At 71.1% G+C, this 15,566-nt stretch carries 15 protein-coding genes; 1 reads left to right on the forward strand and 14 read right to left on the reverse strand.

Annotated elements, in window-relative coordinates; translation table 11 throughout:
* Positions 1–11: 11 nt before the first annotated feature.
* The 6 genes from carB to pyrR form a co-directional block, all read right to left on the reverse strand.
* The gene (gene carB / locus ACFVGW_RS21875; protein WP_383225762.1) at positions 12–3,320 is read right to left on the reverse strand and encodes a carbamoyl-phosphate synthase large subunit; all 3,309 of its coding nucleotides are present in this window, start codon (positions 3,318–3,320) and stop codon (positions 12–14) included.
* Entirely contained in the window at positions 3,313–4,455 is a 1,143-nt protein-coding gene (carA, locus tag ACFVGW_RS21880; protein ID WP_352186563.1) for a glutamine-hydrolyzing carbamoyl-phosphate synthase small subunit, read from the reverse strand. The genes carB and carA overlap by 8 nt, the downstream gene beginning before the upstream one ends.
* The gene (locus tag ACFVGW_RS21885; protein ID WP_383225758.1) at positions 4,452–5,018 is read right to left on the reverse strand and encodes a hypothetical protein; all 567 of its coding nucleotides are present in this window, start codon (positions 5,016–5,018) and stop codon (positions 4,452–4,454) included. The genes carA and ACFVGW_RS21885 overlap by 4 nt, the downstream gene beginning before the upstream one ends.
* Positions 5,015–6,301, reverse strand: coding sequence for a dihydroorotase (locus ACFVGW_RS21890; RefSeq protein ID WP_383225756.1), 1,287 nt, complete (start codon positions 6,299–6,301; stop codon positions 5,015–5,017). Before ACFVGW_RS21890 ends, ACFVGW_RS21885 begins: the two co-directional genes overlap by 4 nt.
* A 2-nt stretch (positions 6,302–6,303) precedes the next feature.
* The gene (locus tag ACFVGW_RS21895; RefSeq protein ID WP_352186560.1) at positions 6,304–7,284 is read right to left on the reverse strand and encodes an aspartate carbamoyltransferase catalytic subunit; all 981 of its coding nucleotides are present in this window, start codon (positions 7,282–7,284) and stop codon (positions 6,304–6,306) included.
* A gap of 113 nt (positions 7,285–7,397) precedes the next feature.
* Positions 7,398–7,961, reverse strand: coding sequence for a bifunctional pyr operon transcriptional regulator/uracil phosphoribosyltransferase PyrR (gene pyrR / locus ACFVGW_RS21900; RefSeq protein WP_383225754.1), 564 nt, complete (start codon positions 7,959–7,961; stop codon positions 7,398–7,400).
* 254 nt (positions 7,962–8,215) lie between these two features.
* Between pyrR and bldD the strand changes: the two genes are divergently transcribed.
* Complete coding sequence (gene bldD / locus ACFVGW_RS21905) at positions 8,216–8,716, forward strand: transcriptional regulator BldD (protein WP_015032294.1); 501 nt, start codon at positions 8,216–8,218, stop codon at positions 8,714–8,716.
* Between the two features lie 274 nt (positions 8,717–8,990).
* Here the strand turns inward: bldD and nusB are convergent, their stop codons facing one another.
* The 8 genes from nusB to aroC form a co-directional block, all read right to left on the reverse strand.
* Entirely contained in the window at positions 8,991–9,422 is a 432-nt protein-coding gene (nusB, locus tag ACFVGW_RS21910) for a transcription antitermination factor NusB (protein WP_352186558.1), read from the reverse strand.
* 2 nt (positions 9,423–9,424) lie between these two features.
* Entirely contained in the window at positions 9,425–9,991 is a 567-nt protein-coding gene (efp, locus tag ACFVGW_RS21915) for an elongation factor P (protein WP_352186557.1), read from the reverse strand.
* 48 nt (positions 9,992–10,039) lie between these two features.
* Complete coding sequence (locus tag ACFVGW_RS21920) at positions 10,040–11,146, reverse strand: M24 family metallopeptidase (protein ID WP_383225752.1); 1,107 nt, start codon at positions 11,144–11,146, stop codon at positions 10,040–10,042.
* A gap of 112 nt (positions 11,147–11,258) precedes the next feature.
* Positions 11,259–12,179, reverse strand: a complete 921-nt coding sequence (locus ACFVGW_RS21925) for an AAA family ATPase (RefSeq protein WP_385853180.1) — start codon at positions 12,177–12,179, stop codon at positions 11,259–11,261.
* Between the two features lie 124 nt (positions 12,180–12,303).
* On the reverse strand, positions 12,304–12,750 hold the full coding sequence (gene aroQ / locus ACFVGW_RS21930; protein WP_352186554.1) for a type II 3-dehydroquinate dehydratase: 447 nt from the start codon (positions 12,748–12,750) through the stop codon (positions 12,304–12,306).
* Positions 12,747–13,838, reverse strand: a complete 1,092-nt coding sequence (gene aroB, locus ACFVGW_RS21935; RefSeq protein WP_352186553.1) for a 3-dehydroquinate synthase — start codon at positions 13,836–13,838, stop codon at positions 12,747–12,749. The genes aroQ and aroB overlap by 4 nt, the downstream gene beginning before the upstream one ends.
* On the reverse strand, positions 13,835–14,353 hold the full coding sequence (locus ACFVGW_RS21940; protein WP_385853181.1) for a shikimate kinase: 519 nt from the start codon (positions 14,351–14,353) through the stop codon (positions 13,835–13,837). The genes aroB and ACFVGW_RS21940 overlap by 4 nt, the downstream gene beginning before the upstream one ends.
* Positions 14,350–15,534 (reverse strand): chorismate synthase, encoded by a 1,185-nt coding sequence (aroC, locus tag ACFVGW_RS21945; RefSeq protein WP_385853182.1) that lies wholly within the window; start codon positions 15,532–15,534, stop codon positions 14,350–14,352. Before aroC ends, ACFVGW_RS21940 begins: the two co-directional genes overlap by 4 nt.
* Positions 15,535–15,566: the final 32 nt, after the last annotated feature.

Below are 15,566 nucleotides of genomic sequence, written 5' to 3' on the forward strand. Positions count from 1 at the left end.
CCTCGTGGGTGCTAGTCGCGGGCCGCGGTCAGGTGTTCCGCGTGTTCCTGGAGCGAGCGGACGCCGACGTCGCCGTGGCCCAGCGCCTCGATGCCCTGGACGGCGGCGGCGAGCGCCTGGACCGTGGTGAGGCACGGGACGGAGCGGGCGACCGCCGCCGTACGGATGTCGTAGCCGTCGAGGCGGCCACCGGTGCCGTACGGGGTGTTGACGATCAGGTCGACCTGGCCGTCGTGGATCAGCTGGACGATCGTCTTCTCGCCGTTCGGGCCCTCGCCCTCGGACTGCTTGCGCACGATCGTGGCGTTGATGCCGTTGCGCTTGAGCACCTCCGCCGTGCCCGAGGTGGCCATCAGCTCGAAGCCGTGGGCGACCAGCTCACGCGCCGGGAAGATCATCGAGCGCTTGTCGCGGTTGGCGACGGAGATGAAGGCGCGGCCCTTGGTGGGCAGCGGGCCGTAGGCGCCGGCCTGCGACTTGGCGTACGCCGTGCCGAAGACGGTGTCGATGCCCATGACCTCGCCGGTGGAGCGCATCTCCGGGCCGAGGACGGTGTCCACGCCGCGGCCCTGGATGTCGCGGAAGCGGGTCCACGGCATCACGGCCTCCTTGACGGAGATCGGCGCGTCGAGCGGCAGGGTGCCGCCGTCGCCGGTCTTCGGGAGCAGGCCCTCCTCGCGCAGTTCGGCGACGGTGGCGCCGAGCGAGATGCGGGCGGCGGCCTTGGCCAGCGGGACGGCGGTCGCCTTCGAGGTGAAGGGGACGGTCCGGGAGGCGCGCGGGTTGGCCTCCAGGACGTACAGGATGTCGCCGGCCATCGCGAACTGGATGTTGATCAGGCCGCGGACGCCGACGCCCTTGGCGATGGCCTCCGTGGAGGCGCGCAGGCGCTTGATGTCGAAGCCGCCGAGGGTGATCGGGGGCAGGGCGCAGGCCGAGTCGCCGGAGTGGATGCCGGCCTCCTCGATGTGCTCCATGACGCCGCCGAGGTAGAGCTCGTGGCCGTCGTAGAGGGCGTCGACGTCGATCTCGATGGCGTCGTCGAGGAAGCGGTCGACCAGGACCGGCCGGGTGGGGCTGATCTCGGTGGACTCGGCGATGTACGACTCCAGGCGGGTCTCGTCGTAGACGATCTCCATGCCGCGGCCGCCGAGCACGTACGAGGGGCGTACGAGGACGGGGTAGCCGATCTCGTCGGCGATGGCCTTGGCGCCGGCGAAGGTGGTCGCGGTGCCGTGCTTGGGGGCCGGGAGGCCCGCGTCGGCGAGGACCTGGCCGAAGGCGCCGCGGTCCTCGGCGGCGTGGATCGCCTCCGGGGAGGTGCCGACGACGGGCACGCCGTTGTCCTTGAGGGCCTGGGAGAGGCCCAGCGGGGTCTGGCCGCCGAGCTGGACGACGACACCGGCGACGGGGCCGGCCAGCGTCTCGGCGTGGACGATCTCCAGCACGTCCTCGAGCGTCAGCGGCTCGAAGTACAGGCGGTCGGAGGTGTCGTAGTCCGTGGAGACGGTCTCCGGGTTGCAGTTGACCATCACGGTCTCGTAGCCGGCGTCGCTGAGGGCGAAGGAGGCGTGGACGCAGGAGTAGTCGAACTCGATGCCCTGGCCGATGCGGTTCGGGCCGGAGCCCAGGATGATCACGGCGGGCTTGGTGCGGGGCGCGACCTCGCTCTCCTCGTCGTACGAGGAGTAGAAGTACGGGGTCTTGGCGGCGAACTCGGCGGCGCAGGTGTCGACCGTCTTGTAGACCGGGCGGACGCCGAGCGCGTGCCGGACCTCGCGGACGACGTCTTCGCGCAGGCCGCGGATCTCGGCGATCTGGGCGTCGGAGAAGCCGTGGCGCTTGGCCTCGGCGAGCAGCTCGGGCTCGAGCTTCTCGGCCTCGGCGAGCTCGTCGGCGATCTCCTTGATGAGGAAGAGCTGGTCGACGAACCAGGGGTCGATCTTCGTGGACTCGAAGACCTCCTCGGGGGTGGCCCCGGCGCGGATGGCCTGCATGACGGTGTTGATGCGGCCGTCGGTCGGGCGGACCGCCTCGTCCAGCAGCTCGGCCTTGTCGCCGGGCTCGCCGACGAAGGTGAACTGCGAGCCCTTCTTCTCCAGGGAGCGCAGGGCCTTCTGCAGCGCCTCGGTGAAGTTGCGGCCGATGGCCATGGCCTCGCCGACGGACTTCATGGTCGTGGTCAGCGTGGAGTCGGCCTGCGGGAACTTCTCGAAGGCGAATCGCGGGGCCTTGACGACGACGTAGTCGAGCGTGGGCTCGAAGGACGCCGGGGTCTTCTCCGTGATGTCGTTGGGGATCTCGTCCAGCGTGTAGCCGACGGCGAGACGCGCCGCGATCTTCGCGATCGGGAAGCCGGTGGCCTTGGAGGCGAGTGCGGAGGAGCGGGAGACGCGCGGGTTCATCTCGATGACGATGATCCGGCCGTCGTCCGGGTTGACCGCGAACTGGATGTTGCAGCCGCCGGTGTCGACGCCGACCTCGCGGATGATCGCGATGCCGATGTCCCGCAGCCGCTGGTACTCGCGGTCGGTGAGGGTCATCGCCGGGGCGACGGTGATCGAGTCACCGGTGTGGACGCCCATCGGGTCGAAGTTCTCGATGGAGCAGACGACCACGACGTTGTCGTTCTTGTCGCGCATCAGCTCCAGCTCGTATTCCTTCCAGCCGAGGATGGACTCCTCCAGGAGCACCTCGGTGGTGGGAGAGAGCGTCAGGCCCTGGCCGGCGATGCGGCGCAGCTCGTCCTCGTCGTGGGCGAAGCCGGAGCCGGCGCCGCCCATGGTGAAGGAGGGGCGGACGACGACGGGGTAGCCGCCGAGCGTCTCGACGCCCTGGAGGACGTCGTCCATGGAGTGGCAGATGACCGAGCGGGCGGACTCGCCGTAGCCGATCTTGGTCTTGACGGCCTCGACGACGCCCTTGAACAGGTCGCGGTCCTCGCCCTTGTGGATGGCCTCCACGTTGGCGCCGATGAGCTCGACGCCGTACTTCTCCAGGACGCCCTGCTCGTGCATGGAGATCGCGGTGTTGAGCGCGGTCTGTCCGCCGAGCGTGGGCAGGAGGGCGTCGGGGCGCTCCTTGGCGATGATCTTCTCGACGAACTCGGGGGTGATCGGCTCGACGTACGTGGCGTCGGCGATCTCCGGGTCGGTCATGATCGTGGCCGGGTTGGAGTTGACCAGGATCACCCGCAGGCCCTCGGCCTTGAGGATGCGGCAGGCCTGGGTGCCGGAGTAGTCGAACTCGGCGGCCTGGCCGATGACGATCGGGCCGGAGCCGATGACCAGGACGGACTGGATATCGGTGCGCTTAGGCACGCTCGGCCTCCATCAGGGATACGAAACGGTCGAAGAGGTACGCGGCGTCGTGCGGGCCCGCGGCCGCCTCGGGGTGGTACTGGACGGAGAAGGCCGGCTGGTCGAGCAGCTGGAGGCCTTCCACGACGTTGTCGTTCAGGCAGACGTGCGAGACCTCGGCACGCCCGAAGGGGGTCTCGGAGACCTTGTCGAGGGGCGCGTCGACGGCGAAGCCGTGGTTGTGCGCGGTGACCTCGACCTTGCCGGTCGTACGGTCCTGCACCGGCTGGTTGATGCCCCGGTGGCCGTACTTCAGCTTGTAGGTGCCGAAGCCGAGCGCGCGGCCGAGGATCTGGTTGCCGAAGCAGATGCCGAAGAGCGGGGTCCTGCGCTCCAGGACGGCCTGCATCACGGCGACGGGGCCGTCGGCCGTGGCCGGGTCGCCGGGGCCGTTGGAGAAGAACACACCGTCGGGGTTGACGGCGTAGACGTCCTCGGCGGTCGCGGTGGCGGGCAGGACGTGGACCTCGATGCCGCGCTCGGCCATGCGGTGCGGGGTCATGCCCTTGATGCCGAGGTCGACGGCGGCGACGGTGAACTTCTTGGTGCCGATCGCGGGGACGACGTACGTCTCCTTGGTGGCGACCTCGGCGGAGAGGTTCGCGCCCGTCATCTCGGGGGCCTGGCGGACCTCGGCGAGCATGGTGCCCTCGTCGGGCAGCGCGTGGCCGGAGAAGATGCCGACGCGCATGGCGCCGCTCTCGCGCAGGTGGCGGGTGAGGGCGCGGGTGTCGATGCCGGAGATGCCGACGACGCCCTGGGCGGCGAGCTCCTCGTCCAGCGAGCGCTTGGCGCGCCAGTTGGAGGAGACGCGCGCGGGGTCGCGGACGACGTAGCCGGAGACCCAGATGCGGGAGGACTCGGGGTCCTCGTCGTTGACGCCGGTGTTGCCCACGTGCGGGGCGGTCATCACGACGACCTGGCGGTGGTAGGACGGGTCGGTCAGGGTCTCCTGGTAGCCGGTCATGCCGGTGGAGAACACGGCCTCGCCGAAGGTCTCCCCCACGGCCCCGTAGGCACGGCCGCGGAAGATGCGGCCGTCCTCCAGGACGAGTACGGCGGGAACTTTGCCGGTTCCCCGGGTGGAGGTCGTCATCGTGCGGTGCCTTCCGTCGTCTTGATCATGCTGTTGAGGGTCTCGACCCAGGTGGCGTGTTCCGCCGCCCGGTCGGACCGGAAGCCGGAGTCGAGCAGCTTCTCGCCGTGCGCCCACGTGACGATCAGCAGCCCGCCCTCGGCGAGGACCTTGCCCGCGATGCCCTTGTCGAGCCGGGCCTCGCGCAGGGCCGCGGCCGGGATGAGGAAGTCGTTCGCCCCGGGGCGCACGACCTCGATCCCCGCGTCGGTGAGGGTGAGCTCGACGCGGCTGCGGATGCCGAGGCCGTGGGCGACGATCCGGTCGAGCCACTGCCCGGCCGTGGTCGAGCCGTGGTACCGGCCGCTGAGCTTCAGTGTCGCCTCACCGGCGGTCTCGGGCATTCCCGGCAGTTCGGGGAGGTCCGACTGGAGGCTGCCGCGCCACTTCCATCCCTGGCGCATCAGCCAGTAGACGAAGGCGATGAAGAGCAGGAGTCCCGCGACCCAGCCGATCCGTCCGGCCCAGTCGGTCACCTCCGCCGACTTCTTCTCGGCCTCGGCGGCCAGTTCGATGAGTGTCACGCCAGCTTCCCGTCGACGAGCGTTGCCCGGCCCCGCAGGAAGGTGTGGGTGACGCGTCCCGGCAGCTCGCGGCCCTCGTAGGGGGTGTTGCGGCTGCGGGAGGCGAAGCCCGCGGGGTCCACGAGACCACGGTATGCCGGATCGACCAGGGTCAGGTTGGCGGGCTCACCTGCCGAGACGGGGCGTCCGTGGCCCTTGGCCTGCCCGATCGCGGCGGGCTTGACGGACATCCGGTCGGCGACGCCGGCCCAGTCGAGCAGTCCGGTCTCGACCATCGTCTGCTGGACGACGGAGAGCGCGGTCTCCAGGCCCACCATGCCCATGGCGGCCGCGGCCCACTCGCAGTCCTTGTCCTCGTGCGGGTGCGGGGCGTGGTCGGTGGCGACGATGTCGATCGTGCCGTCGGCCAGGGCCTCGCGCAGTGCCATCACGTCACGCTCGGTGCGCAGCGGCGGGTTGACCTTGTAGACCGGGTTGTAGCTCCGTACCAGCTCGTCGGTGAGGAGGAGGTGGTGCGGGGTGACCTCGGCGGTGACGTCGATGCCGCGGGACTTGGCCCAGCGGACGATCTCCACCGAGCCGGCGGTGGAGAGGTGGCAGATGTGGACCCGGGAGCCGACGTGCTCGGCGAGGAGCACGTCACGGGCGATGATCGACTCCTCGGCGACGGCCGGCCAGCCGCCGAGACCGAGCTCGGCGGAGACGATGCCCTCGTTCATCTGGGCGCCCTCGGTGAGGCGGGGCTCCTGGGCGTGCTGGGCGACGACGCCGCCGAAGGCCTTCACGTACTCCAGGGCGCGGCGCATGATCACGGCGTCGTCGACGCACTTGCCGTCGTCGGAGAAGACCGTGACGCCGGCGGCGGAGTCGTGCATGGCGCCGAGCTCGGCGAGCTTCTTGCCCTCCAGGCCGACGGTGACGGCGCCGATGGGCTGCACGTCGCAGTAGCCGGACTCCTTGCCGAGCCGGTAGACCTGCTCGACGACACCGGCGGTGTCGGCGACCGGGAAGGTGTTGGCCATCGCGAAGACGGCGGTGAAGCCGCCGGAGGCGGCGGCGCGGGTACCGGTGAGGACGGTCTCGGAGTCCTCACGGCCGGGCTCGCGCAGATGGGTGTGGAGGTCGACCAGGCCGGGCAGCAGGATCTGCCCGCCGGCCTCGATCACCGTCGCACCCTCGGCGGACAGTCCCGTACCGACCTCGGCGATGGTCTCGCCGTCGATCAGGACGTCCTGCGCCTCGCCGCCCAGCACCTTGGCACCGCGGATAAGAATCTTGCTCATGGTTACTTGCTCTCCTCGGTACGCATGTGGCTGACGGCGGGCTCGTTGCCGCCCAGAAGCAGGTAGAGCACGGCCATCCGGATGGAGACACCGTTGGCGACCTGCTCGATGACCGTGCAGCGGTCGGAGTCGGCGACCTCGGCGGTGATCTCCATGCCGCGGACCATCGGGCCGGGGTGCATGACGATGGCGTGCTCGGGCATCCTCGCCATCCTGTCGCCGTCGAGCCCGTACCGCCGGGAGTACTCGCGCTCGGTCGGGAAGAAGGCCGCGTTCATCCGCTCGCGCTGCACGCGCAGCATCATGACCGCGTCGGACTTCGGCAGCACGCTGTCGAGGTCGTAGCTGATGTCGCACGGCCAGGTCTCGACGCCGACGGGGACGAGGGTGGGCGGGGCCACCAGGGTGACCTCGGCGCCGAGGGTGTGCAGCAGGTCGACGTTGGAGCGGGCGACCCGGCTGTGCAGGACGTCTCCGACGATCGTGATGCGCTTGCCGGCGAGGTCCTGGCCGAGGCCGGCGTCGCGGCCGACGAGGCGGCGGCGCATGGTGAAGGCGTCCAGCAGGGCCTGGGTGGGGTGCTGGTGGGTGCCGTCGCCCGCGTTGACGACGGGGGCGTCGATCCAGCCGGAGGTGGCGAGCCGGTACGGGGCTCCGGAGGCGCCGTGGCGGATGACGACGGCGTCGACGCCCATCGCCTCCAGGGTCTGCGCGGTGTCCTTGAGGGACTCGCCCTTGGAGACGCTGGAGCCCTTCGCCGCGAAGTTGATCACGTCGGCGGAGAGGCGCTTCTCGGCGGCCTCGAAGGAGATCCGGGTACGGGTGGAGTCCTCGAAGAAGAGGTTGCAGATGGTCCGGCCGCGCAGCGTGGGCAGCTTCTTGATCGGCCGGTCGGCGACCCGTGCCATCTCCTCGGCGGTGTCGAGGATGAGGACGGCGTCGTCGCGCGTGAGGTCGGCGGCCGAGATGAGGTGACGCATCATCGGGGTGTTCTCCGTGGTCGGGAGGTGGGGGGTCCTGGAATGGCCAGGAGCACCCCGTCGGGGGCGCGGGCGCGCAGGGGTGTGCCCTGGACCCGTCGGGAAGCCGGGACCGGCTAGGCGGTGGTCTTGCTGCCGAGCAGCACGGTGTCGCGACCGTCCTCCTCGGCGAGCTGGACCTTGACCGTCTCGCGCAGCGACGTGGGGAGGTTCTTGCCGACGTAGTCGGCACGGATGGGAAGTTCGCGGTGGCCGCGGTCGACGAGGACCGCGAGCTGGACGGCCCTGGGGCGGCCGATGTCGCCGAGCGCGTCGAGCGCGGCGCGGATCGTACGGCCGGAGAAGAGCACGTCGTCGACGAGGACGACCAGCCGGCCGTCGATGCCGTCACCGGGGATCTCGGTGCGGCCGATGGCGCGGGCGGGCTTCATCCGCAGGTCGTCGCGGTACATGGTGATGTCGAGCGAGCCGACCGGGATCTTGCGTCCGGTGATCTCGTCGAGCTTGTCGGCCAGCCGACGGGCGAGGAAGACGCCACGCGTCGGAATGCCGAGGAGGACCACGTCGTCGGCGCCCTTGGCGCGCTCGACGATCTCGTGGGCGATGCGGGTCAGGACCCGCGCGATGTCGGGGCCCTCGAGAACCGGGCGTGCCGCATCGGTGTGCTGCTGTGCGTCCATATGAAACGGACCTCCTTCTCCGCCTCACGGGACGGACCTTAAAGGACGTCGGAATTGCGCCCTCGACTCTACCAGGGGCGGGTGACCGCCCTGCTCACCACCCTGCCGCCACTCCGGGCGCCGTCCCCCGGGAGGGGGCGGTATGGACCATTCGGCTTGACGGAGGAGAGTAACGCTGCGTAACCTCACAGTGAGTTACCAGCCAGGCGGCGGAGCCGCACGTTGTCTACAGCGTCCAGCGTCCGGGGAGCTATATGTCCAGCGAATACGCAAAGCAGCTCGGGGCCAAGCTCCGTGCCATCCGCACCCAGCAGGGCCTTTCCCTCCACGGTGTGGAAGAGAAGTCCCAGGGCCGCTGGAAGGCCGTCGTGGTCGGCTCGTACGAGCGTGGTGACCGTGCCGTGACGGTGCAGCGCCTCGCCGAGCTGGCGGACTTCTACGGCGTCCCCGTGCAGGAGCTCCTGCCGGGCACGACCCCGGGCGGGGCCGCCGAGCCGCCGCCGAAGCTCGTGCTCGACCTGGAGCGTCTTGCCCACGTCCCGCAGGAGAAGGCCGGCCCGCTGCAGCGCTACGCGGCGACGATCCAGTCGCAGCGCGGTGACTACAACGGCAAGGTGCTGTCGATCCGCCAGGACGACCTGCGCACGCTCGCGGTCATCTACGACCAGTCGCCCTCGGTTCTGACCGAGCAGCTGATCAGCTGGGGCGTCCTGGACGCGGATGCGCGCCGTGCGGTCGCCCACGAGGAGAACTGAGCAGAAACGTTGCCGCCGGGGCGCGGAGGGCCTGAGGGCCTTCCGCGCCCCGGCGGTTTCTGCGTGCCCGGAGAGGGTTCCGGAGGCCCGGGAGGGGTCTGGTCGTCCGGGAGGGTTCCGGAGGCCCGGGAGGGAGGGTCTGGACGTCCGGAGCGGGTCCGGACGTCCGGAGCCGGGCGCGGACGTCCGGAGCCGGACGCGGAGGACCCGGATACGTCGAAGGGGCCCGCAGCACGATGTGCTGCGGGCCCCTTCGACTGCCGGAGGCCGTCTCTCAGGCGTCCCGGCGAAGGCGCGGCTTCAGGTCCTTGAAGCGCGCGAGAAGGCCGTTGACGAAGGTCGGCGACTCGTCCGTGGAGAACTCCTTGGCGAGCTGCACCGCCTCGTCGATCGCCACGGCGTCCGGGGTCTCGTCCAGCCAGATCAGCTCGTACGCGCCGAGGCGCACGATGTTCCGGTCGGCGACCGGCATCCGGTCCAGGTCCCAGTCCACCGCGTAGGTGGCGATGAGCTCGTCGATCCGGTTCGCGTGGTCCGCGTACCCCTCGACCAGCACCATCGTGAACTCGTTGACCGGCGGCTGACGGTCGTCGGACCGTGCGTGCCGGACCCAGTCCGCGAGGACCTGCTGCACGGACGCACCGCGCTGGTCGGCCTCGAAGAGGATCTGGAAGGCGCGCTTACGGGCCTTGCTGCGGGCAGCCACGGTTAGTCGTTCACCCGGCCGAGGTAGTCGCTGCTGCGGGTGTCGACCTTGATCTTCTCACCGGTGGTGATGAAGAGGGGGACCTGGATCTCGTGGCCGGTCTCCAGGGTGGCGGGCTTGGTGCCACCGGTGGAGCGGTCACCCTGGACGCCCGGGTCCGTGTGCTGGATGGTCAGCACGACGGCGGCGGGGAGCTCGACGTAGAGCACCGAGCCCTCGTGCTGGGCGACCGAGGCGGTGAAGCCCTCGATCAGGAAGTTGGCGGCGTCACCGACGGACTTGCGGTCGACGTGCAGCTGGTCGTAGGTCTCCATGTCCATGAAGACGAAGTAGTCGCCGTCCATGTAGGAGAACTGCATGTCGCGGCGGTCGATGGTGGCCGTGTCGACCTTCACGCCCGCGTTGAAGGTCTTGTCGACGACCTTGCCGGACAGCACGTTCTTGAGCTTGGTGCGCACGAAGGCCGGGCCCTTGCCGGGCTTGACGTGCTGGAACTCGACGACGGACCAGAGCTGGCCGCCTTCGAGCTTGAGCACCATGCCGTTCTTGAGGTCGTTCGTGGAAGCCACGGTTGCGGAATCTCCTGGACTGACGTGGACCGGGGAGGCGTACGCGCCCTACAGCGCGAGCAGCTCCTTGGTCGTAATGGTGAGTAGCTCGGGTCCGCCGTCCGCCTCCTGGCGCACGACGAGCGTGTCATCGATCCGGACTCCGCCCCGGCCCGGGAGGTGGACCCCCGGTTCGACGGTGACCGGCACACAAGCGTCCAGTTTACCCATGGCCGCGGGTGCGAGCTGCGGGTCCTCGTCGATTTCGAGCCCGACGCCGTGTCCGGTGACCGGCGGAACGGCCTCACCGTGCCCCGCCGCGTCCAGGATCTGGCGCGCCGCGCGGTCCACGTCGCGGAACTCGGTCCCGGGGGCGAGGGACTCCCGCCCGGCCCGCTGAGCGGCGAAGACGAGCTCGTACAGCTCGATCTGCCAGTCCGCGGGGGTGGTGCCGATGACGAAGGTACGGCCGATCTCGCAACGGTAGCCGCGGTAGTTGGCGCCGAGGCAGACGGAGAGGAAATCTCCCTCCTCGACCCGGCGGTCTGAGGGCTTGTGCCCGCCCCGCCCGGAGTTCGGGCCGGTGCCCACGGAGGTCGGGAAGGCGGCGCCGTCCGCGCCGTGGTCGACGAGCCGACGCTCCAGCTCCAGGGCGAGATGCCGCTCGGTCCGCCCCACGAGGATGGATTCGAGCAGCTCGCCCAGCGCCTGGTCGGCGATCTCGGCGGCGATCCGCAGACAGGCGATCTCGTCCTCGTCCTTCACGATCCTCAGCTGCTCCACGGCTCCGCCGAGGTCGGCGAGCCGGAGCTGCGGCGCGACCGAGCCCATCGCCCTGTGGCGGGCCACGGTCAGATGGTGCTCCTCGACGGCGAGGGCGTCCGCGTGCGCCTTTGCCGCGATACCGACGGCCGCGACCGCCGGATCCCCGCCGGCGGCGGGCAGCACCGTCTGGCGGAGCAGCTCGTCGAGCCGCCCGTCGGCCGGATCGGTACCCGGTGCGGTCGGGCAGAGCAGCAGGTCCTCACCGGGGCCGAGCAGGAGTACGGCGCCGGGGGGCGAACCGCCCGCGAGATAGCGGACGTTGGCGGGGCGGGAGACCAGGGCCGCCGGGCTGCCCGTTGCCGCGCACCGGTCGCGCAGCCGCGCACGGCGGTCCGCATACACCTCTGACATGCTCCGAGCCTACGAGGAGCCGGGCGTCCCGGCCCGCTCAGCGCGGCCGACCGGGCCACCGGCGGCCGCAGCGGGCCGTCACCGGGCGGGCCGGGTCACCAGACGGGCCGGGTCACCAGGCGGGTGGGCTCGCGATGGAGCGGGCCAGGACCTCGTCGAGGACACGGGCGGTGGTCTCGACGTCGTACGTGGAGTTGTCGATGATCGGCAGGCCGGAGCCGTACCAGCCCGCCATCCGGCCGTGTATGGACGCGACCTCCTCGTCCGACAGGCGGCGGTTGCCACTGCGCTCGGCGTTCCGCTCCAGGACGATCTCGAGACCGGGCAGCAGGACGACCGGAAGCAGTCCGGGACCGACGTGCCGCTTCCAGCCTCCGAGGCCCACGACGGGACGGTCCGGGAAGACGGCGTCGTCGAGGATGCAGGAGATGCCGTTGGCCAGGAAGTTCCGGGCGGCGAAGCCGCAGGTGCGCCGGGCCAGGCGGTACTGGGCCTCGGAGTGCTCGTTCCAGCCCGACTGCGGGTCGGCGAAACCGGAGCAGACCCATTCGCGGACGTCGTCGAGGCTGATGTGCGCGGTCGGTACGCGCCGGCTCTGTGCCCAGTGACGGGCGACGGTCGTCTTGCCGGCGCCTGCGGGGCCGATCAGCAGCACCGCGAGGGTCGCCGTTCCCGTCCCGGGTTCGGCGGGCGGCGCGGCGGGCACGGGGACGGGCGGCAGGGGCACCTGTCCGGTGACGTCATGCGGCGGGGATCCCGGCTGTCCGGGATGCACCGGCACGCCTCCGGGGCCCCAGCCGGGGGCATGCGGCGGCGAGTACGGGGCGGCCGCGCCGGGAGCCTGCGGGACCGGCGGCGGTATGGACGGTCCGGGCGGGGGTGCCGGCGGCCCGGCGTGCGGCTGTGCGGGGGGCTGGGGTGCCTGATGGCCGCCCTGCGGCATGGGCGGCACGGGCGGTACGGGGGGTCGGCCCGCGCCGGGCGTCCACCCCGAGGGGTCGGGCGGCAACGGAGCCCCCACGTCGTGCTGCATCCGGTGCCACTCCGTCTCGTACGGCCGATACTTCCGGGTACGTTACCGCCCCCGGCCCCCACAGGGGGAACGGCCGGGGGCGGAAAAGGGTGCCCTGCCTGCCACTTCGGCCGGGCGGGTGCCGTCAGTCGGCCAACTCCTCGGCCAGCGCCCGCAGGGCCAGCCGGTAGGAGCCGATGCCGAACCCGGCGACGGTCCCGGTCGCCACCGCGGCGACGACCGACGTGTGCCGGAACTCCTCGCGGGTGTACGGGTTGGAGATGTGCACCTCGATCAGCGGCGCGGTCCGCTGGGCGGCCGCGTCGCGCATTCCGTACGAGTAGTGCGTGAACGCGCCCGGGTTGAGGACGACCGGGATCGAACGGTCCGCCGCGTCGTGGAGCCAGCGGATCATCTCGCCCTCGTCGTTGGTCTCCCGGACCTCCACGTCGAAGCCGAGCTGCTCGCCGAGGGCCCGGCAGGACTCCACCAGGCCCTTGTACGACGTGGCGCCGTAGATGTCGGGTTCGCGGGAGCCCAGCCGGCCGAGGTTCGGGCCGTTCAGGACCAGCACCTGCCGGGGGTCGCTCACGCGGACACCTCGCCGTAGGCGGCGACGAGGACGGCGGGGTCGGGGCCTTCGAGGACGGTGGGCTTGGCCAGGCCGTCGAGGACGATGAACCGGAGCAGGTCGCCCCGGGACTTCTTGTCGACCTTCATCGTCTCCAGGAGCTTGGGCCACTGGTCGCCGCGGTAGGTGAGCGGCAGGCCGACGGACTCCAGGACGGTGCGGTGCCGGTCGGCGGTCGCGTCGTCCAGGCGCCCGGCCAGACGCCCCAGCTCGGCGGCGAACATCATGCCGACCGAGACGGCGGCGCCGTGACGCCACTTGTAGCGCTCGTTCTTCTCGATCGCGTGGGCCAGGGTGTGACCGTAGTTGAGGATCTCCCGGCGGCCGGACTCCTTCAGGTCACCGGAGACGACCTCGGCCTTCACCTCGATCGAGCGGACGATCAGCTCGGCGGTGTGCGGGCCGGCGGGCGTACGGGCGGCCTGGGGGTCGGCCTCGACCAGGTCGAGGATCACCGGGTCGGCGATGAAACCGGCCTTGATGATCTCCGCGAGGCCGCTGACGTAGTCGTTGACCGGCAGCGACTCCAGCGCGGCCAGGTCGCAGAGGACCCCGGCCGGCGGGTGGAAGGCGCCGACGAGGTTCTTGCCCTCGGCCGTGTTGATGCCGGTCTTCCCGCCGACGGCCGCGTCCACCATCGCGAGCACGGTCGTCGGCACCGCGATCCAGCGGACCCCGCGCAGCCACGTCGCGGCGACGAAGCCCGCGAGGTCGGTGGTGGCTCCCCCGCCGACACCGACGACGACGTCGGTGCGGGTGAAGTGGGACTGGCCCAGCGCCTTCCAGCAGTACGCGGCCACCTCGGCCGTCTTGGCCTCCTCGGCGTTCGGCACCTGGATGGCGATCGCCTCGTAGCCCTGCTCGGCGAGGTCCTCGCGCAGCGCCTCACCGGTCCCGGCGAGCGCCTCGGGGTGGATCACCGCGACCCGCTTCGCCTTCGTCCCGATCAGGGAGCCCAGCTCACCCAGCAGCTGCCGCCCGACCAGCACCTCGTACGCGTCGTGTCCGGCGCTCGCGCCGACCTGGATCCGCGTCACCTGGTCTGTCATACGTCCTTCAACTCCAGAGCGTCGAGGACCGCCTGGGCGACCTCTTCGGGTGTGCGGTCGTCGGTGGCCACGACGACCCGCGCGACTTCGGTGTACAGGGGGCGCCTGGCCTCCATCAGCTCGCGCCACTGGCGGCGCGGGTTGACGGCGAGCAGCGGGCGGGCGACGCCGAGGCCCACGCGCCGTACGGCTTCCTCCACGTCCATCGACAGGTACGCGACGGGGAGGCCGGCCAGGAGCGTGCGGGTGTCCGCGTCGAGGACGGCGCCGCCGCCGAGGGCGAGGACTCCCGCGTGCTCGGCGACGGCGGTGGCGACCGCCTGCCGCTCCAGCTCACGGAAGCGGGGCTCGCCCTCGTCGACGAAGATGTCGGAGATCTCCCGGCCCTGCGCCGCGACGATGTCCGCGTCGGTGTCCCGGTAGGGGACGCCGAGCCGCTCGGCGAGCAGCGCGCCCACCGTGGACTTGCCGGATCCCATGGGGCCGACGAGGACGACCAGCGGGCGGCCCGTCACCGGATCTGGAGGTTGTCGAGGTACGACCGCACGTTGCGGCGGGTCTCGGGCACGCTGTCGCCGCCGAACTTCTCGACGACCGCGTCCGCCAGGACCAGCGCCACCATCGCCTCGGCCACGATCCCCGCGGCCGGCACCGCACACACGTCGGACCGCTGGTGATGCGCGACCGCGGCCTCACCGGTGGCCGTGTCGACCGTCGCCAGCGCACGCGGCACCGTCGCGATCGGCTTCATCGCCGCCCGCACCCGCAGCAGCTCACCCGTCGTCAGCCCACCCTCCGTACCACCCGAACGACCCGACGCACGCCGGATACCGTCCTCGGTGTTCACGATCTCGTCATGGGCCTGCGAACCCGGCACCCGCGCCAGCTCGAAACCGTCACCGACCTCCACACCCTTGATCGCCTGAATGCCCATGAGCGCGGCGGCGAGCCGTGCGTCCAGACGCCGGTCCCAGTGCACGTGCGAACCCAGCCCGACCGGCACTCCGTAGGCGAGGACCTCGACCACACCACCCAGAGTGTCGCCGTCCTTGTGGGCCTGGTCGATCTCCGCGACCATCGCCTTCGAGGCGTCCGCGTCCAGGCAGCGCACCGGATCGGCATCCAGCTTCTCGACATCGGCGGGGGTCGGGTAGACACCGTACGGAGCCTTCGCCGCCGCCAGCTCCACCACATGCGAGACGATCTCGATCCCCGCCGCCTCCTTCAGGAACGACCGAGCCACCGCCCCCAGCGCCACCCGCGCCGCGGTCTCACGCGCCGAAGCACGCTCCAGGATCGGACGGGCCTCGTCAAAGCCGTACTTCTGCATCCCCGCCAGGTCGGCGTGACCCGGACGCGGCCGGGTCAACGGGGCGTTGCGGCCGGTCTCCTTGAGCTCGGAGGGGTCGACCGGATCGGCCGACATCACCTTCTCCCACTTCGGCCACTCCGTGTTCCCCACCATCACCGCGACCGGCGAACCCAGGGAGAGACCGTGCCGGACACCGCCCAGGAACGTGACCTCGTCCTGCTCGAACTTCATCCGCGCGCCACGCCCATAGCCGAGACGCCGCCGCGCGAGGTGGTCCGCCACCAGCTCCGTGGTGACCGGGACACCGGCGGGAAGACCCTCCAGCGTCGCGACCAGCGCGGGACCGTGCGACTCTCCGGCTGTCAGCCAGCGCAACCTGCTCAACGATGCTCCTCATGCTCGCGCCTGGAACTGCT

Origin of the sequence: Streptomyces sp. NPDC127129 (genome assembly GCF_042671585.1) — a bacterium.
In the GTDB taxonomy this organism is placed as follows: domain Bacteria; phylum Actinomycetota; class Actinomycetes; order Streptomycetales; family Streptomycetaceae; genus Streptomyces.

What these genes read in the sequence shown, in the direction of transcription:
- ACFVGW_RS21920 (WP_383225752.1), bottom strand. Translation starts at nt 11,146, where the DNA reads ATGTCAGAGGTGTATGCGGACCGCCGTGCGCGGCTGCGCGACCGGTGC.
- ACFVGW_RS21925 (WP_385853180.1), bottom strand. Translation starts at nt 12,179, where the DNA reads ATGCAGCACGACGTGGGGGCTCCGTTGCCGCCCGACCCCTCGGGGTGG.
- ACFVGW_RS21890 (WP_383225756.1), bottom strand. Translation starts at nt 6,301, where the DNA reads ATGAGCAAGATTCTTATCCGCGGTGCCAAGGTGCTGGGCGGCGAGGCG.
- carA (WP_352186563.1), bottom strand. Translation starts at nt 4,455, where the DNA reads ATGACGACCTCCACCCGGGGAACCGGCAAAGTTCCCGCCGTACTCGTC.
- pyrR (WP_383225754.1), bottom strand. Translation starts at nt 7,961, where the DNA reads ATGGACGCACAGCAGCACACCGATGCGGCACGCCCGGTTCTCGAGGGC.
- aroB (WP_352186553.1), bottom strand. Translation starts at nt 13,838, where the DNA reads ATGACAGACCAGGTGACGCGGATCCAGGTCGGCGCGAGCGCCGGACAC.
- bldD (WP_015032294.1), top strand. Translation starts at nt 8,216, where the DNA reads ATGTCCAGCGAATACGCAAAGCAGCTCGGGGCCAAGCTCCGTGCCATC.
- ACFVGW_RS21895 (WP_352186560.1), bottom strand. Translation starts at nt 7,284, where the DNA reads ATGATGCGTCACCTCATCTCGGCCGCCGACCTCACGCGCGACGACGCC.